General features: G+C 44.0%; 27 protein-coding genes and 1 riboswitch. Of the genes, 21 read left to right on the top strand and 6 right to left on the bottom strand.

Annotation, left to right across the window (positions count from 1 at the left end; genetic code table 11):
- The first annotated feature begins 213 nt into the window (after nucleotides 1–213).
- Nucleotides 214–348: riboswitch (molybdenum cofactor riboswitch) on the top strand.
- From moaA to FM038_RS24455, 14 genes are all read left to right on the top strand, one after another.
- The gene (gene moaA / locus FM038_RS24520; RefSeq protein ID WP_142873381.1) at nucleotides 336–1316 is read left to right on the top strand and encodes a GTP 3',8-cyclase MoaA; all 981 of its coding nucleotides are present in this window, start codon (nucleotides 336–338) and stop codon (nucleotides 1314–1316) included. (Overlaps the previous riboswitch by 13 nt.)
- A 197-nt stretch (nucleotides 1317–1513) precedes the next feature.
- A complete protein-coding gene (moaB, locus tag FM038_RS24515; protein ID WP_142873382.1) occupies nucleotides 1514–2035 on the top strand; it encodes a molybdenum cofactor biosynthesis protein B in 522 nt (173 codons plus the stop codon).
- A 76-nt stretch (nucleotides 2036–2111) separates the two neighbouring features.
- Entirely contained in the window at nucleotides 2112–2588 is a 477-nt protein-coding gene (gene moaC, locus FM038_RS24510) for a cyclic pyranopterin monophosphate synthase MoaC (RefSeq protein WP_142873383.1), read from the top strand.
- Nucleotides 2589–2616: 28 nt separating this feature from the next.
- Nucleotides 2617–2868 (top strand): molybdopterin synthase sulfur carrier subunit, encoded by a 252-nt coding sequence (gene moaD, locus FM038_RS24505; RefSeq protein ID WP_142873384.1) that lies wholly within the window; start codon nucleotides 2617–2619, stop codon nucleotides 2866–2868.
- A gap of 1 nt (nucleotide 2869) precedes the next feature.
- Nucleotides 2870–3334, top strand: coding sequence for a molybdopterin synthase catalytic subunit MoaE (gene moaE, locus FM038_RS24500; protein ID WP_142873385.1), 465 nt, complete (start codon nucleotides 2870–2872; stop codon nucleotides 3332–3334).
- Between the two features lie 28 nt (nucleotides 3335–3362).
- Entirely contained in the window at nucleotides 3363–4166 is an 804-nt protein-coding gene (gene modA, locus FM038_RS24495) for a molybdate ABC transporter substrate-binding protein (RefSeq protein ID WP_142873386.1), read from the top strand.
- Entirely contained in the window at nucleotides 4167–4847 is a 681-nt protein-coding gene (gene modB / locus FM038_RS24490) for a molybdate ABC transporter permease subunit (protein ID WP_142873387.1), read from the top strand.
- 62 nt (nucleotides 4848–4909) lie between these two features.
- The gene (locus FM038_RS24485; protein WP_142873388.1) at nucleotides 4910–6028 is read left to right on the top strand and encodes an ABC transporter ATP-binding protein; all 1119 of its coding nucleotides are present in this window, start codon (nucleotides 4910–4912) and stop codon (nucleotides 6026–6028) included.
- Nucleotides 6029–6160: 132 nt separating this feature from the next.
- Nucleotides 6161–6511 (top strand): NirD/YgiW/YdeI family stress tolerance protein, encoded by a 351-nt coding sequence (locus tag FM038_RS24480; RefSeq protein ID WP_142873389.1) that lies wholly within the window; start codon nucleotides 6161–6163, stop codon nucleotides 6509–6511.
- Nucleotides 6512–6668: 157 nt separating this feature from the next.
- Nucleotides 6669–7205: a PepSY domain-containing protein gene (locus tag FM038_RS24475; RefSeq protein ID WP_142873390.1), complete on the top strand. Its 537-nt coding sequence runs from the start codon at nucleotides 6669–6671 to the stop codon at nucleotides 7203–7205.
- 9 nt (nucleotides 7206–7214) lie between these two features.
- The gene (locus FM038_RS24470) at nucleotides 7215–7892 is read left to right on the top strand and encodes a response regulator transcription factor (protein ID WP_142873391.1); all 678 of its coding nucleotides are present in this window, start codon (nucleotides 7215–7217) and stop codon (nucleotides 7890–7892) included.
- A gap of 82 nt (nucleotides 7893–7974) precedes the next feature.
- Nucleotides 7975–9198: a sensor histidine kinase gene (locus FM038_RS24465; protein ID WP_185965816.1), complete on the top strand. Its 1224-nt coding sequence runs from the start codon at nucleotides 7975–7977 to the stop codon at nucleotides 9196–9198.
- Nucleotides 9199–9267: 69 nt separating this feature from the next.
- Nucleotides 9268–9942 (top strand): TIGR01621 family pseudouridine synthase, encoded by a 675-nt coding sequence (locus FM038_RS24460; protein ID WP_142873392.1) that lies wholly within the window; start codon nucleotides 9268–9270, stop codon nucleotides 9940–9942.
- A gap of 21 nt (nucleotides 9943–9963) precedes the next feature.
- Nucleotides 9964–10128 carry a YqaE/Pmp3 family membrane protein gene (locus tag FM038_RS24455; RefSeq protein WP_012327346.1) on the top strand — a complete coding sequence of 55 codons (165 nt, stop codon included), beginning with the start codon at nucleotides 9964–9966 and terminating at the stop codon, nucleotides 10126–10128.
- Nucleotides 10129–10277: 149 nt separating this feature from the next.
- Here the strand turns inward: FM038_RS24455 and FM038_RS24450 are convergent, their stop codons facing one another.
- Nucleotides 10278–12434: a TonB-dependent receptor gene (locus FM038_RS24450; RefSeq protein WP_142873393.1), complete on the bottom strand. Its 2157-nt coding sequence runs from the start codon at nucleotides 12432–12434 to the stop codon at nucleotides 10278–10280.
- Between the two features lie 404 nt (nucleotides 12435–12838).
- Here FM038_RS24450 and FM038_RS24445 point away from each other — a divergent pair, with 404 nt between their 5' ends.
- The 7 genes from FM038_RS24445 (at nucleotide 12839) to FM038_RS24415 (ending at nucleotide 17825) form a co-directional block, all read left to right on the top strand.
- Entirely contained in the window at nucleotides 12839–13036 is a 198-nt protein-coding gene (locus FM038_RS24445; RefSeq protein ID WP_142873394.1) for a DUF2986 domain-containing protein, read from the top strand.
- A 400-nt stretch (nucleotides 13037–13436) separates the two neighbouring features.
- Nucleotides 13437–14660, top strand: a complete 1224-nt coding sequence (gene gltS / locus FM038_RS24440) for a sodium/glutamate symporter (protein ID WP_142873395.1) — start codon at nucleotides 13437–13439, stop codon at nucleotides 14658–14660.
- A 99-nt stretch (nucleotides 14661–14759) separates the two neighbouring features.
- Entirely contained in the window at nucleotides 14760–15044 is a 285-nt protein-coding gene (locus tag FM038_RS24435; protein WP_142873396.1) for a BufA1 family periplasmic bufferin-type metallophore, read from the top strand.
- On the top strand, nucleotides 15044–15910 hold the full coding sequence (bufB, locus tag FM038_RS24430; RefSeq protein ID WP_142873397.1) for an MNIO family bufferin maturase: 867 nt from the start codon (nucleotides 15044–15046) through the stop codon (nucleotides 15908–15910). Before FM038_RS24435 ends, bufB begins: the two co-directional genes overlap by 1 nt.
- Nucleotides 15901–16662: an HvfC/BufC N-terminal domain-containing protein gene (locus FM038_RS24425; RefSeq protein ID WP_142873398.1), complete on the top strand. Its 762-nt coding sequence runs from the start codon at nucleotides 15901–15903 to the stop codon at nucleotides 16660–16662. The genes bufB and FM038_RS24425 overlap by 10 nt, the downstream gene beginning before the upstream one ends.
- On the top strand, nucleotides 16663–17142 hold the full coding sequence (locus FM038_RS24420) for a sigma-70 family RNA polymerase sigma factor (RefSeq protein WP_185965806.1): 480 nt from the start codon (nucleotides 16663–16665) through the stop codon (nucleotides 17140–17142).
- A complete protein-coding gene (locus FM038_RS24415; protein WP_142873399.1) occupies nucleotides 17139–17825 on the top strand; it encodes a hypothetical protein in 687 nt (228 codons plus the stop codon). Before FM038_RS24420 ends, FM038_RS24415 begins: the two co-directional genes overlap by 4 nt.
- Nucleotides 17826–17911: 86 nt before the next feature.
- Here FM038_RS24415 and FM038_RS24410 read toward each other — a convergent pair whose 3' ends face one another.
- The 5 genes from FM038_RS24410 to moeA form a co-directional block, all read right to left on the bottom strand.
- Nucleotides 17912–18931: an aminoglycoside phosphotransferase family protein gene (locus FM038_RS24410; RefSeq protein WP_142873400.1), complete on the bottom strand. Its 1020-nt coding sequence runs from the start codon at nucleotides 18929–18931 to the stop codon at nucleotides 17912–17914.
- 34 nt (nucleotides 18932–18965) lie between these two features.
- Nucleotides 18966–19892 carry a DUF333 domain-containing protein gene (locus tag FM038_RS24405; protein ID WP_142873401.1) on the bottom strand — a complete coding sequence of 309 codons (927 nt, stop codon included), beginning with the start codon at nucleotides 19890–19892 and terminating at the stop codon, nucleotides 18966–18968.
- Between the two features lie 336 nt (nucleotides 19893–20228).
- Entirely contained in the window at nucleotides 20229–20666 is a 438-nt protein-coding gene (locus tag FM038_RS24400; RefSeq protein ID WP_142873402.1) for a DUF2057 family protein, read from the bottom strand.
- Between the two features lie 297 nt (nucleotides 20667–20963).
- The gene (moeB, locus tag FM038_RS24395; RefSeq protein WP_142873403.1) at nucleotides 20964–21731 is read right to left on the bottom strand and encodes a molybdopterin-synthase adenylyltransferase MoeB; all 768 of its coding nucleotides are present in this window, start codon (nucleotides 21729–21731) and stop codon (nucleotides 20964–20966) included.
- Nucleotides 21732–21776: 45 nt separating this feature from the next.
- A complete protein-coding gene (moeA, locus tag FM038_RS24390; RefSeq protein WP_142873404.1) occupies nucleotides 21777–23021 on the bottom strand; it encodes a molybdopterin molybdotransferase MoeA in 1245 nt (414 codons plus the stop codon).
- Nucleotides 23022–23221: the final 200 nt, after the last annotated feature.

The raw sequence follows: 23221 nt of genomic DNA, 5'->3' as shown, positions 1-23221 counted from the left end.
TAGGTCACTTTTCCCCGTTAAACGGGTGTTTTAATCGTTGTCTCCACCTTACATTAAATTTATGTAATGGCACAGAGAATAAACAGTGATTCTAGTCTACCTGAGTTCGATTGTTGGTGTGAGCGGTGTCACAGAAAGTTAACGCTTGATTGTCCATTGTCAATAAATGCATCTTTTAAGCTAGGGATTGAAGACAAATGCACCTATAATTACCCACTGACGGTTCTCCGAGCTTTTTGTCCTACGTCAACAGATAAGGACGCTAAGCCGTGGCAATAACGCCACCGGGGTGTGAGAAGAAATAATCACACCTCCCCTTACTTGGAAAGGTGATCATGTCTCAACTACAAGACAAATTTGGTCGAAGGTTTCACTATTTGCGAATGTCAGTTACTGATGTTTGCAATTTCAAATGTACATATTGCCTCCCTGATGGCTACCGCCCCGATGGCCGCTCTAAATTTCTCGCGCTTAGCGAAATTGAAAATTTGGTGGGTGCATTCTCTGAAGTCGGCACGCAAAAAATCCGCATTACTGGCGGTGAACCATCGTTGCGTAAAGACTTTACCGATATTATTCGTGTCATTGCCGATAATGACAAAATCAATACTATTGCGACGACAACGAACGGTTACCGTTTAGAAAAGCATGCTAAAGAATGGTATGACGCTGGACTAAGACGCATTAATGTGTCCGTCGACAGCTTAGATCCGCGCATGTTTTATCAAATTACCGGTGAGAATAAGTTCGATGAGGTGATGCGTGGTATCGATGCTGCGCTTGAAGCGGGTTTTGAGCGAGTAAAGATTAATGCGGTATTGCTCAAGGGTCTTAATGATAAAGATCTGCCTAGATTCCTTCACTGGATAAAACACACTCCTATTGATCTGCGTTTTATCGAGTTGATGGAGACAGGTCTTGGTCATGACTACTTTAAAGCACATCATCTTGCTGGGGCCGATATAAAGTCACAGTTGGTAGAAGATGGTTGGAGCCTAGATGTGGCTGCAGCCGATGATGGTCCGGCGCAGAACTTTAGCCGAGATGATCACAAAGGACGTATAGGTTTGATCATGCCCTATGACAAACATTTCTGTGCTAGCTGCAATCGCTTACGGGTTTCTGCTAACGGTAAATTGCATTTATGCTTGTTTACTGAAAATGGTGTCGATCTCCGAGACCTACTCCAGCATGAAAATCAAAGAGCTGAGTTAGTCGAGCGACTACACGGTCAGCTGGCTACCAAAAAAGAAACTCATTTCCTCCACGACGGTATTACCGGAGTGACTCAGCACTTAGCTTCGATAGGAGGCTAGTGGCTAGTACTATGGAAAAAGAAACCTACTGATATTACTTAGCGTTATTCAGCATTAGGCCTACATAGGTGTAGTGCTAAATACGTTAAAATAGCTTACTCCTAGTTAATTCCTTGACCTGATGCAAACACCTTGTGTCTGGTCATTGGTATAATTTCTAAGTTAATTTTCGAATTTTCATTAAACAGAGAATAATTATGGGTCACTGTACGACGAATGAGTTTATACCTCTAAACATCGCTGTTCTCACCTTATCTGATTCACGGGATCTGAGTCGTGATACTTCTGGACAGTTTCTCGAAGATAATCTGATTGAGGCTGGTCATACACTTGTCGATAGAAAGCTGATTAAAGATGATAAGTATGAGATCCGCTCGGTTTTATCACAATGGATTGCTTCTGATGAAGTGCAGGTGATACTGACTACTGGTGGAACAGGCTTCACTGTGCGAGATAATACTCCCGAAGCGGTAAAGCCTTTGTTTGATCGAGAGATCGAAGGTTTTGGTGAGTTATTTCGTCATATCACATTTACCGAATTAGGCACCTCTACGGTACAGTCTAGAGCGCTAGGTGGCTTTGCCAATCAGACGGCTATTTTCTGCCTACCTGGTTCGACGGGAGCTTGTCGCACCGGATGGACAAAAATCATTAAAGAACAACTAGACGCCACACATAGACCGTGCAACTTCGTGATGCACGTTAAAAAGGGTGTTTGAGTAAAAGAATTTATGTTTTGATAGTGCCTTTTATGGCTTTATCTAGATGAAATAAAACAGATTAAGGTTTAATTCAATGAGTAATAAATTTACCCATATCAACGCCGATGGTAATGCCCATATGGTTGATGTGACAGATAAAGCGGTAACAGAGAGAGAAGCAAGAGCTGAGTCCTTCATCGAAATGGCACCTGCAACGCTTGAGATGATCATGAGTGGTAGCCACCACAAGGGTGATGTATTTGCCACTGCTCGTATAGCGGGTATTCAAGCTGCTAAGAAAACATCAGATCTTATTCCTCTTTGTCACCCTTTGATGTTGACCAAGGTTGAAGTTGAGCTTGAGGCGCAGCCTGAGTTTAATCGTGTTCGTATTACCAGCTTATGTAAGCTGTCGGGTAAGACTGGAGTAGAAATGGAAGCGTTAACAGCGGCTTCTGTAGCGGCGCTGACGATTTACGATATGTGTAAAGCAGTACAGAAAGATATGCTGATCTCGCAAACTCGTCTGCTCGAGAAACGCGGTGGCAAGTCAGGTCATTTTAAGGTGTAACGACCTAAAATTTTTAAGGTATTGATAGATGATTAATGTATTATTTTTCGCTCAGGTTCGTGAGCTGTTAGGTGAAAGTACAGTCGCCGTTGAAGCCAGTGCCTCAACATCGACAGCAGAAGGTCTTCGTGCTCAACTGGCTGCTAAAGATGAAAAGTGGGGCAAAATTTTAGCTTCAGATAAACTGTTAGTCGCCGTCAACCAAACCATTAGTGGTTGGGATACGCCCATACAGGATGGTGATGAGGTCGCATTCTTCCCACCAGTAACCGGAGGTTAATGTGGCTACAGCATTAAATGAAGTAAGAGTTCAGACTGCCGACTTTAGTGTACCAGAAGAGTATGCTTTGATTGCTGGCGATAACAGTGACGGTGCTGTGGTAACCTTTGTAGGCAAAGTGCGTGACTTTAATGATGGCAGCGTCGTTACCGACCTGACTTTAGAACACTACCCAGGTATGACAGAGGCAGTGCTAAATCAAATAGCTGTCGAAGCTCGCGAGCGTTGGTCTTTAAATAATGTCACCATCATTCACCGAGTAGGTACAATGGCGCTGGGTGAGCAGATTGTCTTTATCGGTGTCACCAGTATGCATCGAAAAGAAGCGTTTGCAGCTTGTGAGTTTCTTATCGACTTCTTAAAGACTAAGGCTCCTTTTTGGAAGCTAGAAGCGGGTGATTCAGGCGCTAATTGGGTTGAAGCTAAAGATGCTGATGAACAAGCTGCCAAAATGTGGGATAAGTAATCTTTGACAAAAGGAAGAAGGATTAGGAATGGCTGCTAAGTTTACATGGCTTTCTGTGTACGTGGTTTTATTATCCAGTCTGTTTTCGTCTCAAGCGTTAAGCAATGATATTCCTGCTATTGCGGCAGCTTCTAATATCAAATTTGCGCTTGATGAGGTTGCAAAGCAGTTTACTCAAGACACAGGCAAGAAGGTAAGGATTTCCTACGGTTCTTCGGGGAACTTTGTCGCCCAGATTAAACATGGTGCGCCTTTCCAGCTTTTTCTCTCTGCAGACGAGAAGTATATTTATCAGTTGCAGAAGTCTGATCCGAGTCTTGGGGAAGGTAAACTTTATGCGATTGGTCGTCTTGCGATTGCCGCACCTAATTACTCACCGCTCAAGTTAGACCCTGAATTAGAAGGGCTAAAAGCTCTGCTTGATACGGGTAAACTACAAAGATTTGCTATCGCTAACCCCGACCATGCGCCTTATGGTGAACGTGCACGAGAAGTACTTCAGGCTTTAGGTCTTTGGGATAGGCTGCAATCTAAGTTGATATACGGGGAAAATGCCTCCCAAGCCGCGCAGTTTACTGTGAGTGGCTCAACTCAGGGTGGGCTTGTGGCACTCTCTTTGGCTATAGCGCCTCAGTTTCAGGCTCTTGGTCATTACCAAGTGATACCTGAAGAGCTACATACTCCACTAAATCAGCGCATGATTTTGACTCAAAAAGCGGGTGAAACAGCGAAAGTGTTTTACGTTTATCTTCAGTCAGAAAGTGCGCGCAACATCTTCAGTGATTTTGGCTTCGGTTTACCCGCGTCAGAACATACTAGGACAGCAAACTAGATGGATTGGGAAGCACTCTGGTTATCGATAAAACTCAGCAGCGTGACTGTGATCATCTTGATCCCTGCTGCGATTTTAGTGAGCCGCTTCCTGGCGTATCATCAATTCACTGGTAAATCTTGGGTCGAAGCCTTAATCATGGTGCCTTTGGTATTGCCGCCTACTGTCATTGGCTACTATCTACTGGTGGGACTAGGCAGTCAGTCCTGGTTAGGACGTTTCATCGAGGAGGTATTTGGCCAACAGCTGGTATTTCACTTTTCAGGCTTAGTGGTGGCTTCGATCATTGTTAATATTCCCTTTGCTATTCAGCCTATTCAAAGAGCGTTCGAATCCGTTCCCCAAGAAGTACGCGATGCGGCTGCATGTTGTGGTATGAGCCGTTTAAAGATGCTTTTCAAAATTGAACTCCCTCTGGTTTGGCCGGGGGTATTAACCGCTTTAGTCTTGTGTTTTTCCCATGTATTAGGCGAGTTTGGCGTTGTGTTGATGATGGGCGGTAATATCGCTGGTGAAACTAAGACGGTAGCAATTTCTATTTATGACAGTGTGCAGGCATTTGATTTTGCCAGTGCCGGACAGATGTCCCTAGTGCTGCTGTTATTCGCTATCACAGTGCTTGCGCTTACGACCAGCATGTCTAGAAGACTAGGGAGAGCCCATGGCTCTAGACATGGCTGAGCTTTTAGCCAGTAAGTATTATCTCAGTCGATTAGTTATTGATAGATACGGGAGAGACACTCGTGCAAGACGTTGCTGATCTTTATTGTCGGATCAAACAAGAGAAACATATCAAGCTAGATGCAGAGTTTACCTGTAAAGCTGGTGAAGTATTAGCGGTTGTAGGGCCTTCCGGTGGGGGCAAGTCTACCTTACTCAGAATGATTGCTGGCCTGAATAAGCCTGAGTCAGGGGAGATCCGCTATGGTGATAGCGTGTGGCATGATAGCGAGAGCAAACTGAACCTGTCACCTCAGCAACGCCACCTAGGTTATGTACCGCAACATTTTGGTTTATTTCCAAATTTGACAGCCATAGAAAATGTGATTGCTGCGTTGGACCATATTCCTAAAGTTGAACGTAAGCCTAGGGCCGAGGAGTGGCTTGAGCGGGTGAACCTGCATGGGTTACCCGATCGCTTACCTGCACATCTTTCTGGTGGGCAAAGACAGCGAGTTGCATTAGCAAGAGCGCTGGCGCGAGAGCCTTCTGTTTTATTGCTGGATGAGCCATTCTCCGCCGTAGATAGAGAGACCCGTGAACGTCTCTATTTAGAGTTAGCTAGACTCAAAGAGCAGTTGGCGATTCCAGTGATCATGGTGACCCATGATCTCAATGAAGCGCTACTTCTAGCCGACAAGATGATTTTGATCAGCCAAGGCAAGCTGTTGCAACAAGGTAAGCCTCATGATGTATTAGTCCGTCCTCACAATGAGGCCGTCGCTAAGCAGATGGGTTTGCGCAATATTTTCGATGCTCATGTGGTCGCTCAAGAAGAGGAGCGGCAGATCACTTGGCTAAAATTTGGTGAGCACCTGATTGCTAGCACTTATTTCGAGCATTTGGATGTCGGCACTAAAGTGCGCTGGGTTATCCCTAATCAAGGCGTGCGATTTAACTCCATCACTAAGGGTCGCCTCTGTAGAAGTTTCAATAAGCTGGATATCAAAATTGAGTCTATGCTGACCATGGGCGAAAGTGTCAGGCTGATTGCTAGCGTCAAAGGTGTTCGTCATAAGATTAATGCCGAAGTCCCGCTACACTTAGCTAAGAAACTAGAGTTGAAAAAAGGTGTTGAAACTACAGTCGCTCTAAAATCTGAACTTATTCATATTTTAGAGGCTCATCCCCCCCATGAATAAAGGGCCTCAACGGCTTTAAATCTACTCTTAGTCGTGTCTTCCTCTCTTTATGATCAAACATTAATCTTGATTCCATCTGGGCTTTATAGTCATCAGCCTAGAATTGGTACTCAATTAAAAGGGGATAAAGATATGCCTAAAAAATTAACCGGCTCACTCATACTTTCCTGTGTTCTCACACTACCCGCTTTCGCTGCGTACAATGGTCCAGGTGTTAGCACTCAGGTTAACACAGCCGCAGATGCCAGTGAGGCTAAAGACGATACTCCTGTTGAGTTGACCGGCTACTTAGTGAAAAGTTTAGGTGATGAGAAGTACCTCTTTCGCGATACAAGTGGTGAAGTTGAAGTTGAAATTGAAGATGCACTATGGCGTGACATTGAGGTCTCGAGTGATACGACTGTCACACTAAAAGGTGAGGTCGATGATGGCTGGCAAGGGATCGAAATTGAGATTGATAGCCTTGCTTTACTCGCTGAATAGTTCGTATCCTTTCTCGAACAAAGTTTGAGTAGACTAGCATCAATCTGTGAAGTGGATAGCAAGGGATAAACGATAAGTATTCAGTCAGTGCAATTGAATTAACTGTTTTTGATTTAATACGATAAGATACGGCATCGTAGATTTTTATGGAGGAGCCATGGCTCGTTGGTTAGTTGGTTTAGTGCTTTTTTCAACCTCTGGTTTTTCGGCAGCAGCTTTGGCCGAAACATCTATTCTTGCACTCCTTTCCGATGAAGGAAACATCACTCCACAATCACTCTTTTTGCAAGTTGAGAGAGACTACCCTGGCACCCTCTCTGATTTCGAGATTGATGTAGAAAATGGCGAGCTGATTTATGAGCTGAGTATCATAGATCCTAAGGCTGAAACGATCACTGAGTTTGAGTTCAAAGCTAAAGACGGACATTTAATCAGGCAGCAGGTCGAAGTATTAGAAACTGATGATCGAGATGAGCTGATAGCCGTTAATTTAATGAATGACAAATCACTGGCTTTTTCAACTTTAGTTGAGAAAGCAATGGAAAATAAACAAGCATATATACTTGAAGCACAGCTAGATCATGATCTTGGTATCAGTTACCTGGAGTTGAAGCTTATTGATGCTAACGGTAAGAGCAAATTAGCCTTCGATATTGAGAGTTTACGACCTCTACCTCTGCTTAAATGGGACTAAGTTATTACCATGAAAATTTTACTCGTTGAAGATGATACAACCACAATCGAATATGTGGTTAAAGGATTTATTGAGCAAGGGCACAACATTGAGACGGCCAGTGATGGTCATCAAGGATTGCTGCTTGCGACTAGCATGAAATATGATCTACTTATTTTAGATCGCATGTTACCTCAGTTAGATGGGCTCAAGCTATTGGCCGCGCTAAGAGCGACAGGCAGTCAAACTCCTGTGCTTATTTTATCTGCTCTTAGCCACGTTGATGAGCGTGTCAAAGGCCTACGTGCCGGCGGCGATGATTATATGACTAAGCCTTTTGCATTTTCAGAGCTGTTAGTGAGAGCCGAAAAGTTGATGCAGCGAGGCTTATCTCAACCTGTTGAAACGGAACTATCTGTAGGCAATTTAGTGATGGAGCTATTAACTCGAAAAGTGACCTTAGACGGTAACGAGTTAATGCTACAGCCCAAAGAGTTTCAATTACTGAAATACCTGATGGAACATCCCAATCAAGTGATCAGCCGTACTCTCTTATTTGAAGCGGTATGGGATTATCATTTTGATCCGAGAACCAATGTTATCGATGTGCATATCGCTAAGCTCAGACGTAAGTTTGAGGAGCTAGGTTTCGGTGAGTTGATCGAGACAGTTCGAGGTGCTGGCTATCGCCTCCGTCAAGGGCATTAAGCCATACCAAAGTAGTGCATGGCGCATTACGATTGTTTTTTCGGCTCTTGTAACTCTGATTATCGGCACGCTCCTTTTTGGCATGTATCGTCAATTGATGAATGAGCAGGAGCTGCAAACAGATCAACACTTAGCGGCTGAAAAGGCGCGTTATCAACAGATGGCGCTGACCTTAGACCGACGAAGCTTTGGTACTCAAGTTAAAACCGCTGATCCCAATACGGCTCTAGTGGTGTGGCGCAACTCATTTGATCTCGTCGGTGCGCTTAGCCTGATCCCGGATGATATGCCTCTGTTGCCTCAGACTCGAGAGTTTCCAATCTTAACGGGTGGGCCTGATAAATTGCATATCTTAACGGGTGGCTTGGTGGTCACTCGTTATGGCCCTGTATTGATTGCGACCCGTACCGACCAACTAGGTACCTTGATTGAGCGATTTGTTAATGCTGCAATAACAGCAATGATGCTGACGATTGTGTTAACACTAGCGCTTGGTTATCTATTCTCCAAGGCTATTTTACGTAGACTTGTGCAATACAATCGTCTGAGTCGCCTTATTGAGAAGGGGGAGTATTCAACACGTTTACCTGTCAGTTGGCGGCAAGATGAGTTCGATATGCTGGCGCGTAAATTTAATGGCGTGCTCGACACCCTGGAGAATAATCTCACTGCGGTGCGAGGTGCGACGGATAATATTGCTCACGACTTAAGAACGCCACTTTCTCACCTGCGAATAGGGCTTGAACAGCTTCCCGATAAGACCTCTCAGGAGTTACCTGAGGCATGTGCTATCTTGACTGAAGAGCTAGATCACTGCTTAGCGACCTTCGATGCCATGTTATCACTAACTCGTATTGAAGAGGGTCAGCAGACACTCGAGTTACAAGAGCTAAGCATTAAGGACATGTGTGAAGATCTGTTTGAGATGGCCGAAGCAATGGCTGAATTAAATCAACAGAAGTTGACCTTGACTACCGATGAAAACGTAAAGGTGACCGGAGATAAATATTTATTATTTCAGGCACTGTTTAACTTGGTGGACAATGCGATCAAGTATGCGGGCGAAGGTGCAAATATTGAAATAGTGCAAATGGGTAAGCAGATCCAAATTCGGGATAATGGCCCTGGGATCCCTAGTGATGCCAAAGACCGGGTGTTCGAACGTTTAGTCAGACTCGATCCTAGCAGACACAATAAGGGAACGGGTCTTGGCTTGTCTCTGGTTAAAGCTATTCTTGTCAGACACAATGCTAAAGTCACGTTGAGTGATAATCAACCAGGCCTGATAGTCAGCATTACTTTTTAAGCATCATATTTTAGCAGGCATTTAAGTTTGCTATATATTGCGACACACAGAATTTATGAGTATTGATCTATGTATAAAATTATCGCCGATGAAGGTGACTTCTTAATTATAACTAAGTCTTGTGATGTTCACTTTCATAGTCAAGATGGCTCTGCGGGGGTCATGGCAAAAATTGAACAAGACTTGGGGATAAAGCTCTATTCGGTACATAGACTCGACAGCCTCACTTCTGGCCTATTGTTGTTTGCAAAAAGTAGCCAAGCAGCGGCTGAGTTTACGCAATTATTTACTGCGCATAAGGTGCAGAAATACTATGTTGCCTTAGCGACGGGTAAGCCAAAAAAGAAGCAAGGTTGGGTAGTGGGTGATATGGCTAAATCCAGACGTAGCATGTACAAACTGCTGCGAACCACAGAAAACCCAGCCCTGACTCAGTTTTTCTCTCAGTCTGTGGCTGAAGGCTTACGTATGTATCTACTTAAGCCTTTAAGCGGTAAAACCCATCAACTTAGAGTCGCTTTAGCAAGCTTAGGTGTGCCAATCTTGGGAGATAAACTCTATGGTGGTACGGAGGCCGATAGAGGTTACTTACACGCCTTTAGTCTGAGTTTTCGCTTTCGTGATAAGGACTATCAATACATAGATTATCCATCACAGGGAGTGGAATTTACTGCTCCTGACGCCATAAAGCAGTTGCAAATATGGTCGGAGCCTGAGAAGTTAGTCTGGCCTAAACGAAAATGATTTATTAAGGGAGAAAGTTTCATGGACACAAATAAACTATTATTGGTCGTTATTGCCATCTTATTGCCACCAGTAGCGGTATTTTTAAAGTCGGGTGTAGGCAAAGATCTGCTGATTAATATTATCTTATGTTTGCTCTTCTTTATCCCTGGTTTGCTACATGCATTATGGGTCGTCACTAAGTAGATTTTTCATATTTAAACGAGATAAAGTCATTTGATAATAAAAAACGCAGCCAATGGCTGCGTTTTTTATTAATGTCTTACTAGAACCTAGAACCTAGAACCTAGAACCTAGAACCTAGAACCTAGAACCTAGAACCTAGAACCTAGAACCTAGAAAGGCATGGTGAAGCCGATAGTCGCCGTACGGCCCATTCCCTTAAAGTAACGAGTGTCCTTGCCCACCGTCTGAGAATAGTAAGTGTAGTAATCTTCGTTCAATAGGTTTTGAATTCCCACGCTCAATGTGCCGTTATACACTGGAATTGCAACCGATGCGTCTACGGTTGTATAGCCATCAAAACTAGAGTAAATCTCATCACTGGCATTCTTGAAGTCTTTATCCATAAAGAAGTTTGCCTGTACCCGAGTCGAGATATCGTTGTCGAAATTATGCGTCCAGAATAGATTTACACGGTTTGGTGAGATATTCGCGCCGTCTAAATCAGTATCGACATTCTGATCGTCATTTGAGTCATACTCGCCATTCTGAATGGCAATATTCACCCCAACGTCATCGTTGTCACCGATATAGGCAGTAATATTAGATTCTATCCCTTCGATGACACTCTTTTCACGCTTTATCACGAATGAACCACTGCCATCTTCTTTCTCTACCATACGACTGCCGTAATCGGTCGATGAGCGATAAAAGGCGATTTTGGCAGTGAAGTACTCACCTTGGTAGTCTGCACCAAACTCTATGTTGTCTGTGACTATTGGTGTTAGGGCGAGTGAGTCATCGATACTTGGGTTTTCACCCGAGAAGTTATCGCCATCACGCAGAACGCGACCAATATCTGGCATGCCGAAGCCTTGGTTAAAGCTGGTATAGAGTCGAATCGATGGGTTTATCTGGTATGAAGCACCTATATTAAACAAGATTTCATTGAAGTCAGGTGAGCCCCCTTCGATATGCTTATCGCCGTAGCCGTACAGAGTCTTATAATCATCGACCGTAAGTTTGGCATATTCGTAGCGTACACCACCGGATAGTGTCAGGTTTTTGATAAGGTCATAGTCAACTTGTGCATAAGGAGCGATATTTTCATAGGTGCTTTCAGGTACCCAAGAGGCGCCACTAACCACCATATCTTGCTCTGTGGTATCGCTGAAAACATCGATACCGTAGGCTAAGTTAACGCCTGAGTCAGCGATGTTGTTGGCTATCATTGAGGCTTTCATTCCCCATTTGACTGATTTATTGCGAGACTGCTCATAATAGAGGGACTCACCATTAGCTCCAGTGCCACAAACGGTGACTTGATCGCTGCCTTCCATGCTTGGGTCGTAAAAATCAGACCAGCAACCACCACCATAAACGGCTTCAAAGTTTTGATTGAAAAATTGCAGATGCATCTGCTGACCAGCAATATTTTCATGAGTATAGCTAAGGCTCGTCGTGGTCACTTGGTTGTTGGCGGCCTCCCATGGCTGCTCTTGTTTGACTGCGCCAGTAGGAATGTCGTTTTCTTTGTCACCTTTGACGGCCATATAGTCGCCGTTATTTTCCATGTTGTAGTGATTAACCATCAACTCTAGTCGTGACTCATCGAAGTTATGACCAAGCTTGATAAAGAAGTCTGCGCTTTGGCTGTCCATAGACTCGCCTTGCGTGGTGTCGACGCCAATCATCTCATCGTTAGCATCGTAATAGACACCATTGTTACGGTAGCTAACCGAGCCAATCATATCGAGTTGTTCTGATTCTCCTGAAAACGCATAACTGGTACCGAAACTGATGCCATCTGACTCTAGGTTATTCGGCACTGTGACATCGAAGCTAACCTGATGTTCATTATCACTGCTTGCTTTCTTGGTGATGTAGTTGATGATGCCACCCTGAGCACCTAAACCATGCATGGCATTGGCGCCATGGATAATTTCGATACGCTCGAGCATCGCCGGATCGATAGTCTGACCCGAACGTCCGCCGCTACGAAGTGGGTTAGATTGAGGCACACCATCGATCATAATCAGTGGTGTACGACCACGCAGGGTCTCACCTGTATTACTCATTTTTTGGCGACTCGGTGAGAAACTGGGTGCTAAGTTTCCGATAATTGTCGACAGATCTTTAGTCGTTCTGAACTGCTGTTCAAGCTGTTCTTGATCGATAATTGTGACAGTATTTGGAATCGCGCTGACAGGCTTACCCATGCGGCTTGAGGTCACTGTGATGACTTCAATATCAGAGTCGTCTGCGGTAACAAGACTTGGTGCTAATGCGGTGGCAATAGATAGCGCTATTAACGAAGCTTTAAATTTCATGTCTGAGTCATCCCGAGTAAAAAATCAGATAACACTTTTGCAGCGAAGGTTTTTTATTATAAATCGCTAAGTGTAAATCCGAGGTAAATAGTAATGATTTGTGTTTCGCATTAGTGTAAGGGCTTACAAAATGGCTGTCTATATCGTGTTCTAGGTATTGATTAGACAAGGTGGAATATGTGACTTACCTCTCGCGGCTTGTTGTTTCTTGGTTGCTACTGTTGCGCTATTGTTGCGGCTGTCGTGGTTGGGATTTTTGCTTTTGGCGGGAGTGAATTCACTGAGTATTGCCTTAGCGCTTTTATACCAATCAGCATGAGTTTATTCCAAGGTGCGCTGGTAATGTGTTGTCGTAACAGATCCTATATAATTAGGTGATTGAAGTATGGTTTTATGGCGAGAATATGAATCGAACGAAAAAAATAACCTTGAAGCATAAAAAAAAGCTAAAAAAGGCTAATGCTAAGTTGAGCTCAACCAATAAACCTAAATATATCTCAAAAGCAGAGCGAGAGCGGTTAGCCACAATGGAAACTGAAACTACTGAGGCGACTTCTGTATCATCTGTGGTCAGTCAAGCAGAGTCCAGCTCAGCAAGCTGAGAAGCATCAATCTTCATGTTAGCTCCTTCTTCGGGATTTTCTGGTTTTAACGTCTCCAGCTAGCTTTAAGCTTTCAATGTTATTTTGGTCTGAAACTTTCATATTTGGCATAACATGGGCTGAATCCAATTAACATCTGCGGGTGTTTTATACTCAAACTGTACCAAACTTTCATTTTTCCTTAATAAACTTGCCTTTTTAAGCTCCCTCTAATGTGGCACATAAGATGATTTGTGGCACAATGTGCCGCTTCTCATCTCATATGTGGTTATTCATCTGAATATTCACTGTAGACAGAATAGTGAGCAGAGTTTTCGTTACCTACTACTTTTAATGGCACAGCGAGGAAGTTGTGCCTTGATTGCGGAATGAAAGCTTTGCTTATTTTAATAGGAGTTTCATGAATACAGTTTATTCAATAGGCGAACTTGAGTCGTTTTTAGTGGCGATTTTGGTGCTTTTTATCGGGCACTCAGTCAATCGTCATATCGCTTTTTTTAGAAAGTACAATATTCCTGAGCCTATCGTTGGCGGCCTAATCGTCGCGGCTATCATTACCGCTTTACACTTCAATCAGATCACCTTGCAATTTACCTTGTCGATGCAAAACACGCTAATGTTGATGTTTTTCAGCACGGTTGGACTGGCGGCGAGCTATAAATTGCTGCTAAAGGGCGGCAGTAAGGTGTTTATTTTCCTCGGGATTGCATCGCTATATATCATTATTCAGAATGCAGTTGGTGTGAGTATGGCTACTGCTCTTGGATTAGAGCCCTTGATGGGATTAATTGCAGGTTCCATTACGCTTTCTGGTGGTCATGGTACAGGCGCTGCGTGGGCTCAGACCTTCTCGGAAAATTACGGCATTAATACTCTTGAGTTTGCCATGGCCGCTGCGACATTTGGTCTGGTGATGGGCGGCATTATTGGTGGCCCAGTTGCCCAAAGGTTGATCAATAAGAATAATTTGGTCTCATCTTACGGTGTCGGTGGCAATCACCATAAAGATCACCCAGATCTGGTGACGTATGATCAGCTTGAAGAAGACAGGGTGACAGCCAAGAGCATTCTCGAGATTCTGTTTATCTTATTGCTATGTGTTGCCGGTGCTAAATGGGTGGGCTCTCTAGTGGCGACAATGGATATCAGCTGGCTGAAAATGCCGGATTTTGTCTATGCGCTGTTTATCGGCGTGGTGATCACTAATATTACCGAGGTTTCTCGTGGCTATAAGATTAACAGTGAAAGTGTCGATATCTTAGGTACGGTATCACTGTCACTATTTTTAGCCATGGCATTGATGAACCTTAAGCTATGGGAGATATTCGACCTGGCGATTCCTTTGCTGCTCATCTTGATGATGCAGACTATTATCTTAGCGCTGTTTGCCTATTTTGTGACATTCCGTTTAATGGGTGGAAACTATGATGCCGCTGTCATGGCGGGTGGTCATTGTGGTTTCGGTATGGGAGCAACCCCAACAGCAGTGATGAATATGGGCGCGCTGGTCACGAGAACTGGGCCATCTCCACAAGCCTTTATGGTGGTACCAATCGTTGGTGCTTTCTTTATCGATATCGTTAACGCGATCATCCTTCAGGGTTACCTAAGCTTCATTGGCTAAATTAGCTTCGCTTAAAATAAAATTTAGATCATGCAATCAAATTTATCTGCTATTCGTTATAGGGGTGAACTCTTCACTTTTTATAAAGGATAGAATTAGATGAAATATTCAAATAAAGCTCTTGGCTTAACAGTGGCTGGTATATTGGCTGCGGGCCTTTCTGTGAGCGCCAATGCGGTGCCGGATCAGCCGACTGAGTGGGAAAAGTGTGCAGGTATTGCCAAAGCTGGCGCCAATGACTGTGGTGCTTTAGATGGTAGCCATGGTTGTGCTGGTCAGGCGAAAGGCAATAACTTACCTAATGAGTGGGTCTATGTACCTGCTGGTACCTGTGAAAAAATCACTGGTGGTGAAGTTAAAGCTGTAAAACCGGCTAAATCATAATGGTCCGGGGGAGCTTAGTTGGCGCAGGTATCGGCCTGCGTCTCCCCCATGTGCAGCAGATCTTAGCTGCAGGCGAGACAGAGATCCCTTGGTTTGAAGTCTTAGCGGATAACTGGCTTGTCGATGGGGGCTTAAATAAGCATATGCTGGCAGCAATTGCAGAGCGTTACCCTATCGTCTTACACAGTGTAGGCCTCTCAGTAGGTGGACCAAATGAGTTGGACTTTTCATATCTTAACCAAATAAAAAATCTGAAGCAGCAGACTGGCGCACTCTGGTATTCAGAGCATGCGAGCTTTTCAGGTAATGACAATTTAAAAGTCCCGGATCTGTTGCCTTTACCCTATACCAGTGAAGCGGTAGCGCATCTTAGCCAGCGCATTAAGCAAGTTCAGGACTTTATGGGTGAAAGAATTCTGCTGGAAAACGTGTCTACCTATGTGAGTTGTCAATTTAATGAAATGACAGAAGGCGAGTTTATTGCTGCGGTAGCCCGTGAAGCTGATTGTTATCTATTGCTGGATATTAACAATGCCTTCGTCACCAGTAAGAACCTTAATCAAGATATGCAGGCATTTATGGATGTGATCCCGGTGGAGCGAGTTAAACAGATACACCTTGCGGGTTTTCACGATAAGGGAGACTACCTGTTGGATGCTCACAATCACCCGGTAGATAAACGAGTATGGCAGGCTTTTAAATTGTTTATCGCTAAACATGGTCATATACCGAGTATGATCGAATGGGATAATGATCTGCCTCCATTAGAGAGGCTACTAGCCGAGAGAACCATAGCGGCTGAAATTTTGCAGGCGGTGTGCCCCACGCCTGATGATGTAAAGATGGGAGGTAAGCGATGCGCTTAGCTGAGTGGCAGGATTCATTTATCCAGGCTCTGCGCCAAGGTGGGAGCGATGAGGCCTTGTTGTCTTTGGTTAACCCTGCTCAAGCTAGTCGCTTAGATATATATCGCAATAATTCACTGCAGGCGTTAACTGCCACCTTATCCATTAGCTTCCCAATTAGCTTACAGCTAGTCGGAGAGGTCTGTTTTAACCAATTAGCGAAAGACTATATTCAATCAAACCCAATGCGTGAGATGAACCTTAATTATTATGGGGAGACCTTCCCGGCATTTATAAAACAGATCGTCGATACTCGCAGAGAATTTTCCAAGGTGAAGTATCTGCCACAGCTTGCCTATTTAGAGTGGTCATTGCAACTGAGTTATTATGCTGCGGATACCTTAGATTGCTTGCCTATAACGAGTATTGCAGAGCTGACAGAGGCGCAACATCAAGATGTTGTGCTGCTACTCAGGCCTGATATATCAATTCATCATTCGACGTATCCACTCTTTGATATTTGGCATGCCCATTATCAAGATGAACATGTAGCAATAGATAAGCCCCAAGCCGATTATTTTTTCAGCGTGTCTCGTGATCCTTTTAAGCCGTTAGTTAAGCCACTGGTGGCTGTGGATTACCACTTGCTCAATGCTATATCTGCTGGTGCTAGTTTAGGAAGGATGACTGAGCTAGGGATAGATATGAGCCCTTTACCTACATGGATTGCCAAAGCTTGGGTCTGTGGTTTTTGCTTGCGAGATGGTCAATAAATGCTGACCCGCGAACAGTTACAGAGCCTTTATCGATATAGCTTCTGCTTAACTGCAGATCGTGGCCGCGCTGAAGACTTGCTGCAAAATGGCTTAGAGAAGTGGCTTAAGTGTGGCAAAGAGCTTGAGTATTCCCATGCCTATATTCGTAAGATTATCCGTAATCAGTTTATTGACGATTGTCGGCGTCAACACAAGCTTGCTTTCGAGTCCATCGATGAGCATGCTGCAGTGCTCTTAGATGAAACCTCTTTGGAAACACTACAGATCCAACATAATTTGATTGAACAGGTTTTTGAATTGCTCAATGTTGCGGAGAGAGAAGTGCTCTACTTGTGGGCAGTCGATGGATATACCGCTGCAGAGATAGCTAAAGATTTAGCACAACCCCGAGGAACAGTATTGTCTCGATTGCATAGAATCAAACAGAAAGTGGTTGAGATGAGTGAAGGTGATTGGATGAAAGAGGTGTCGTCATGAAACAGAGTGACAAACTGCATGCTTCTTTTAAGCACTCGGCCAAAACCTTTATGGAGCAGGAGTCCCTTGATGAGGAACAGCTCACTAGATTTGAAAGCCTGCTATCAGGTCAAGAACAGGGAGCTGTGAGCGATAATGGTTATGTATCTGAAGGTATTAGTGAGCCACAGGCAAGCATTTTACCTGAGATAAGCCCTAATTATAAAAGCTGGTATGGCTTATCTGCTTTTGCTGCGAGCTTGGTTTTAGTGTTTATGCTGAGTGTTAACTACCTCACTGGAACAGCTGATCTGAGTCTCAAGATTGCCGACGAAGTCGCGATGAATCATATCAAGATGAAGCCACTTGAGCTAAAGACTAGCAGTATGGCGCCGTTACGTGATTACTTCACCGAATTAGACTTTTCTGTAGTGGGTTCTCGCTTATTATCAAAGCAGAATAATACCATGCTTGGCGGGCGTTATTGCTCTATTCAAGGGGTTGCTGCTGCACAGATCCGCTATGAAACCGCTACTGGTCAGAAGGTGACTTTATATGAAGTGGGCTATGATGCGCAGCACTATGGGGATATTCCTCGGATAGACCAAGGCGAGTTACCATTATCGATAGATGTTAAAGGAATAAACGTATCGTTATGGGTTGAGAAGGGACTGCTTATGGCCGCAGTCCAAAATATAGAGTAGCTGTATAAACACAATTTCGTATTGATTTAAATAAAAGGCTAGCGTGTACGTTAGCCTTAAGACTTGCAATCGATAGATAGGGACAACTAAAGCGGAAAAAATAGCGGCTCTAATTCATGCCACTCAGTTCTGTTGTCACAAGCTGGCACATGTTGCAGTAGATAATTTATATCGCCAGTGTGTCTTAATAGGCTTAGCACCATCATATGCTGCTGTAAGCTCGAGTCTCGTTTACCTTTATAAGCATAACCGTCCAGATAAGCATGAAATATCTTTGCTTCTCCAAGGGCTAGTAGTAAGGCTGGTGAGGTAAATTCAAATACCGGATCAGGACAGGCCAAAGCATCGCCAAAATCTATGATCCCGCTAAATCGATATCTTCCCTCATGCAGCTTAACCATTAAATTACCGGGATGCAGGTCTGTGTGTATCAAGTGAGCACAGCTCTTATTAAGGTTGGGGGCCAACTTATCGGCATTGTTTTGCAGGTAGCTATTTAATGTCTCTAAGAGAGGTTCTGGAAGACCTTGTTTCTTGCGTTTTTCATAACATTTTTGGCTTTGTAACTGGACAAAATCAGGCCAGTCTAGTCTTAATCCTTCAATGCTTCGTTCGGGAAGTTGATGTAGCTGGGCGCTAAATTCTCCTAGCTCTCTGGCGATGTTACATTTTTCTGCGATAGACAGTTCATCGAGAACTGAAGAAAGCATGACCCCATCGAGTTTCTCTATCACTAGGTAGGGCCAATTATCAATATCGCCAGAGTAGAACAGCTTAGGGACCTTAACGCCAAGGGTGTGGTGATTGAGTAATTTAAGGCTAAGGTAGTCGCTTTGATACTGGGCATGAAAATTGGGTGCGAGGATCTTGACAATAAAAGCCTTATTTATCGCCCCCGATCTATCTAAATCAGAGTCAACTAAGCCAGAGTCAAGAGTCAGTTCGAAGACAGGATTAGTGCCTTCGAAATTTTGACTGAATTTGATGGCACTAATATCGTGTCTGATACAGATGATGTCGAGAATCGGTCTCCATTTTTTCAGATCCCAATTGTCGCTGATATCACAGGCGAGATCGTAGGAGGGGCTTGTGGGTAATGTCGACATCTTCTGTGATATTCCTTATCGCTTGTTGCTGAGATTAAGCTGCTGGGTTAGCGATACCTATTTGAGGCTTGCTCTGACTCTGGTCGTGCTCACGTTTATATAGTTCCCATTGATCTAAGGCTTCACCGTTAGGTAAGGTGCAGACACCGGTTGGCAGATCTAACTTTCCATCGACAGACTCACAATAGACTGCTGCTGGATTAGCGATACCTATTTGAGGCATGCTCTGACTCTGATCGTGTTCGCGTTTGAACAGTTCCCACTGATCTAAGGCTTCACCGTTAGGTAAGGTGCAGACACCGGTTGGCAGATCTAACTTTCCACCAGCTGTCTTGCAATAAACGGCTGCGGGATTTGCGATACCTATTTGAGGCATGCTCTGACTCTGATCATGTTCACGCTTGTACAGTTCCCACTGATCTAAGGCTTCACCGCTAGGTAAGGTGCAGACACCGGTAGGCAGATCTAACTTTCCACCAGCTGTCTCGCAATAAACTGCTGCGGGATTTGCCATACCTATTTGAGGCATGCTCTGACTCTGATCATGTTCACGCTTGTACAGTTCCCATTGATCTAAAGCTTCACCGCTGGGCAGAGTGCAGACACCGGTTGGCAGATCTAACTTTCCATCGACAGACTCACAATAAGCTGCAGCAGGGTTAACCATATCGACAGCCTTTGTGACCTCTTGCTTATTGGCTTTACGGTATAAAGCCCACTCTTCTATTTTCTCACCGCTAGGTAAATGGCAGATACCAATTTGACCATCGGTTTGGGTCTGTATCACAAGATCACCACCGATAGACACACAGTATTCAGAAGCTGGATTTGCCATCTGCGTAGTTTGTTCTTGCTCTGTATTTGCTAAGTTTTCAGTAGAACTGGCAGGCTTGTTCTGATCGCAGGCCATAAGTGTGAGTGCACTAGCGATGAGAAGTGCAATTGAGACTGGTTTAATCATATCCTTCGATTCTCCATAAAGAGTTGGGTTACTAAGTACTAGTAACGGACCATATCCATTAAAGGGTTAATTTTTGATGAACAACAATCTTCCAAGAAACTGTCACCAAGCTGGTGGACCTACTTTAACCCAGAAATGTATTAACCAACAAGATTACGCTTCTTAGTGAAAGAAGTCAGAGATAAGTACTGGAAGTCATTATCTTTACTAGGATTCGCTAGAGGGGAGGGCTTAGATTAATATGCCTGTGAAGATTTGAGATTTGAGACTTGGAGGGGAGACGGCATATCCCCCCTATTGAATCGATGTGATTTACAGCGCCTTAAAAAAGAGATGTTACATCTCTACATCTTGCTTAAACATGGCTGCCATCAACTGATACTGGTTAGATAAGCTGTTTGCACGGGTGACTCCATTGCTATCACTCACCTGAACTTGAGGATTATTGATAAAGTTTCGCGCTTGATCTTGTGTCATAAGTTCAGGTATCGATACTGTGTACTGCACTCCTTCCTGTGCAGATATATTCAAAAATAGTGGCTTAGATTTAACGAGTGATCCCGAGTCATCGGCATTGAATGCGAAATCTTCTATATATCTTAGCGTTACCAAGTTTTGGCCTTCGGCTAACTTAAGCTCTTGGCTATTTTGTACTTCAATACCATTAATTGCTGATACTTGCATACTGCTTGGTATAGACACACTCGCGGCAAAAACTGACGTTGAAGAGATTGCGATAACGGTAGATAAGATTGTTTTAGTTAGTAAGTTCATATTTGACTCCAAGTATTCTTAGTTAGGTTTAGCAATATTTTGCAGGACTGCTTGTCCGTTGATAAGCATCATATTGTCTCCCGTAAGGGGAGGGTCAAATTGTTTTTTGAGATTTTAATCTGATTTTTTAAATGAGGTTTAAATGAGGTCTTAAAGGGCTTTGTAACAAGTGAATAGAAGCAAGAAGATGATGGGGAAAGGATAGTGATACTGGCTTAAATGGGTATATTTAGACCAGCATCACCTTGCCTAGAGCCTAGAGCCTAGAGCCTAGAGCCTAGAGCCTAGAATTTAGCATTATCCACAGACTTTACAGTTAGCCTGTTTAGCAAGTTTCATTTCGCGAAACTCCATGGTCATAGCATCAATCATTAAGATGCGTCCGGTCAATGGCTTACCCATATTAGCAATCACCTTGATGGCTTCGACGGCCTGCAAGCAGCCGATCATCCCGACGACAGGCGCTAAAATTCCAGACTCGACACAGGTAAGGTGTTGTTCACCAAAGAGCTTACTAAAGCAATGATAGCAAGGATGCTCGTCCTGATAATCGAAAACAGTGACTGTTCCTTCCATGCGGATAGCGGCAGCTGAAACCAATGGGATTTTATGACTAAAACAGCTCTTATTGAGCTGTTCTCGAACTGCAACATTATCGGTACAGTCCAGCACTAGGCAATGCTTTGCGACGAGTTCATCGATCTCATGATCGTCTAGAACGGCATTAACAGTATCTATTCGAATATGCGGATTAAGCTCCGTTAAGGTTTCTTTTGCCGATTCAACCTTAGCTTGGCCGACATTTTTATCTTGATGCAATACCTGACGCTGTAAATTAGATGTTTCAACGGTATCGAAATCAACTAAGGTCATATGACCTACACCCGCGACAGCAAGGTATTGGCTTGCTGCACAACCTAGTCCACCTGCACCAATAATGAGCACCTTAGCGAGTTTCAGTTTTTCTTGCCCTTCAAAATCCATCGCCTTGATAGAAATTTGGCGGCTGTATCTCAATATCTCACTGTCAGACAAGATTTCATCGTTATCGATTGTAGAACTCATACCTGTTTCCTGAACGATTTGTTAAATAGCTTAAGGTTATAATGTTCAGCAAAGTACTGAATTAAAAGGTTCTACCGTGACTAATGTGCCATCTGCAGTATCACCTTGCTCTTGAGCTAAGATAACGAAACAGTTGGCTAAACTCATTGAAGTGAGCATGCCTGATCCCTGCCTGCCTGTGATGCTAACTTCAGCTTCTCCATTATCATTTTGGCTGAGAATGCCACGCTGATATTCGACACGGCCAGGGAACTTACGTAGATCACCCTTTAATTTGGCCTTGAGCTGGAGAGGTTTAGATTGAGGTAGACCCTGCATCTTGTTTAATAGCGGCCAAACCAGTTTGTAGAAAGTCACCATAGAGGAAACAGGGTTGCCTGGCAGACCACAGAAAATAGCTTTACCTAGCTTGCCAAAAGCAAAAGGTTTACCAGGTTTAATTGCCAGCTTCCAGAAGGTAATTTCACCCTCTTCATCGAGGACCTGTTTGGTGTAATCGGCATCGCCTACAGAAACGCCGCCTGATGTCAGTACCATATCGGCATTCGCTGAGGCATTTTTAAATGCCTGTCGAATAGCTTCTGGGTCATCTTCAATTACGCCCATATCAATCCACTCGACATTAGCGCGGCTGAGTAACCCTTGGATGCTGTAGCGATTCGAGTCATAAATTTGTCCCGGTGCCAGCTCGCTGCCTACGGGTCTGAGTTCATCTCCAGTAGAGAAAAAGGCGACTTTTACCTGACGGGTTACCCGAATTTGACTGGCGCCAATAGTGGCTAGGACACCGAGTTCGGCGGCGCCAATTTGAGTGCCACACAATAATACTTTTCCACCTGTTTTTACTTCCTCGCCGCGGTAACGAATATTGGCGCCTATCGCAAAAGGTGGCTCAATAAAGATATCGTTACCTTTTGCTTCAACTTTCTCCTGCATCTGCACGGTATCGTATCCATCAGGTAGTGGTGCACCTGTCATGATTCGGATACAGGTATTAGGCTTAGCTTCATCCTCAAAGGGGTGGCCTGCAAATGATTGGCCAATAAGAGTCAGACTGTCATTAGTATTGAGGTCTTCGAAACGAAAAGCATAACCGTCCATCGCTGAATTATTGAAGGGAGGCAGGTCTATGCTAGAGGCTAAATCTTCTGCTAATACTCGTCCAAGCCCATGAGATAGTGTAACAACTTCAGTATCTGCTAACGGATTAACTTGATTGAGGAGCAATGCGATTGCCTCATCTGGATGCATGAGACTTGGTTGAGAGCATGGATCGGCTTTAGTGGACATCTGGCACCCTTATGAAGAATGTATAACCTCACGTAAATATACGCGACATTAGTAAAAGCGAAAGTTGGCAGTCATTATGCCATGGTGAATTCAGAAGACTATGATCTCAGCAGCAGTTTTTATCTGTGTTTTCATAATGTGATAGCAAAGGTGAAGATTCACCTCGACATTAAGACGATGACTAAAGCAAAAGTTGATGA

It is taken from the genome of Shewanella eurypsychrophilus, from assembly GCF_007004545.3.
Lineage (GTDB): Bacteria > Pseudomonadota > Gammaproteobacteria > Enterobacterales > Shewanellaceae > Shewanella > Shewanella eurypsychrophilus.
The sequence above is the reverse complement of the archived record's forward strand: the minus strand, read 5'-3'. Positions and strand labels throughout refer to the sequence as shown.

What these genes read in the sequence shown, in the direction of transcription:
- FM038_RS24420 (WP_185965806.1), top strand. Translation starts at nt 16,663, where the DNA reads ATGCTGACCCGCGAACAGTTACAGAGCCTTTATCGATATAGCTTCTGC.
- FM038_RS24435 (WP_142873396.1), top strand. Translation starts at nt 14,760, where the DNA reads ATGAAATATTCAAATAAAGCTCTTGGCTTAACAGTGGCTGGTATATTG.
- moaB (WP_142873382.1), top strand. Translation starts at nt 1,514, where the DNA reads ATGGGTCACTGTACGACGAATGAGTTTATACCTCTAAACATCGCTGTT.
- FM038_RS24455 (WP_012327346.1), top strand. Translation starts at nt 9,964, where the DNA reads ATGGACACAAATAAACTATTATTGGTCGTTATTGCCATCTTATTGCCA.
- FM038_RS24400 (WP_142873402.1), bottom strand. Translation starts at nt 20,666, where the DNA reads ATGAACTTACTAACTAAAACAATCTTATCTACCGTTATCGCAATCTCT.
- moaD (WP_142873384.1), top strand. Translation starts at nt 2,617, where the DNA reads ATGATTAATGTATTATTTTTCGCTCAGGTTCGTGAGCTGTTAGGTGAA.
- moeA (WP_142873404.1), bottom strand. Translation starts at nt 23,021, where the DNA reads ATGTCCACTAAAGCCGATCCATGCTCTCAACCAAGTCTCATGCATCCA.
- FM038_RS24450 (WP_142873393.1), bottom strand. Translation starts at nt 12,434, where the DNA reads ATGAAATTTAAAGCTTCGTTAATAGCGCTATCTATTGCCACCGCATTA.
- modA (WP_142873386.1), top strand. Translation starts at nt 3,363, where the DNA reads ATGGCTGCTAAGTTTACATGGCTTTCTGTGTACGTGGTTTTATTATCC.
- FM038_RS24460 (WP_142873392.1), top strand. Translation starts at nt 9,268, where the DNA reads ATGTATAAAATTATCGCCGATGAAGGTGACTTCTTAATTATAACTAAG.
- moeB (WP_142873403.1), bottom strand. Translation starts at nt 21,731, where the DNA reads ATGAGTTCTACAATCGATAACGATGAAATCTTGTCTGACAGTGAGATA.
- moaC (WP_142873383.1), top strand. Translation starts at nt 2,112, where the DNA reads ATGAGTAATAAATTTACCCATATCAACGCCGATGGTAATGCCCATATG.
- FM038_RS24475 (WP_142873390.1), top strand. Translation starts at nt 6,669, where the DNA reads ATGGCTCGTTGGTTAGTTGGTTTAGTGCTTTTTTCAACCTCTGGTTTT.
- bufB (WP_142873397.1), top strand. Translation starts at nt 15,044, where the DNA reads ATGGTCCGGGGGAGCTTAGTTGGCGCAGGTATCGGCCTGCGTCTCCCC.
- FM038_RS24465 (WP_185965816.1), top strand. Translation starts at nt 7,975, where the DNA reads ATGTATCGTCAATTGATGAATGAGCAGGAGCTGCAAACAGATCAACAC.
- gltS (WP_142873395.1), top strand. Translation starts at nt 13,437, where the DNA reads ATGAATACAGTTTATTCAATAGGCGAACTTGAGTCGTTTTTAGTGGCG.
- FM038_RS24410 (WP_142873400.1), bottom strand. Translation starts at nt 18,931, where the DNA reads ATGTCGACATTACCCACAAGCCCCTCCTACGATCTCGCCTGTGATATC.
- FM038_RS24415 (WP_142873399.1), top strand. Translation starts at nt 17,139, where the DNA reads ATGAAACAGAGTGACAAACTGCATGCTTCTTTTAAGCACTCGGCCAAA.
- modB (WP_142873387.1), top strand. Translation starts at nt 4,167, where the DNA reads ATGGATTGGGAAGCACTCTGGTTATCGATAAAACTCAGCAGCGTGACT.
- moaA (WP_142873381.1), top strand. Translation starts at nt 336, where the DNA reads ATGTCTCAACTACAAGACAAATTTGGTCGAAGGTTTCACTATTTGCGA.
- FM038_RS24425 (WP_142873398.1), top strand. Translation starts at nt 15,901, where the DNA reads ATGCGCTTAGCTGAGTGGCAGGATTCATTTATCCAGGCTCTGCGCCAA.
- FM038_RS24480 (WP_142873389.1), top strand. Translation starts at nt 6,161, where the DNA reads ATGCCTAAAAAATTAACCGGCTCACTCATACTTTCCTGTGTTCTCACA.
- FM038_RS24470 (WP_142873391.1), top strand. Translation starts at nt 7,215, where the DNA reads ATGAAAATTTTACTCGTTGAAGATGATACAACCACAATCGAATATGTG.
- FM038_RS24405 (WP_142873401.1), bottom strand. Translation starts at nt 19,892, where the DNA reads ATGATTAAACCAGTCTCAATTGCACTTCTCATCGCTAGTGCACTCACA.
- FM038_RS24445 (WP_142873394.1), top strand. Translation starts at nt 12,839, where the DNA reads ATGAATCGAACGAAAAAAATAACCTTGAAGCATAAAAAAAAGCTAAAA.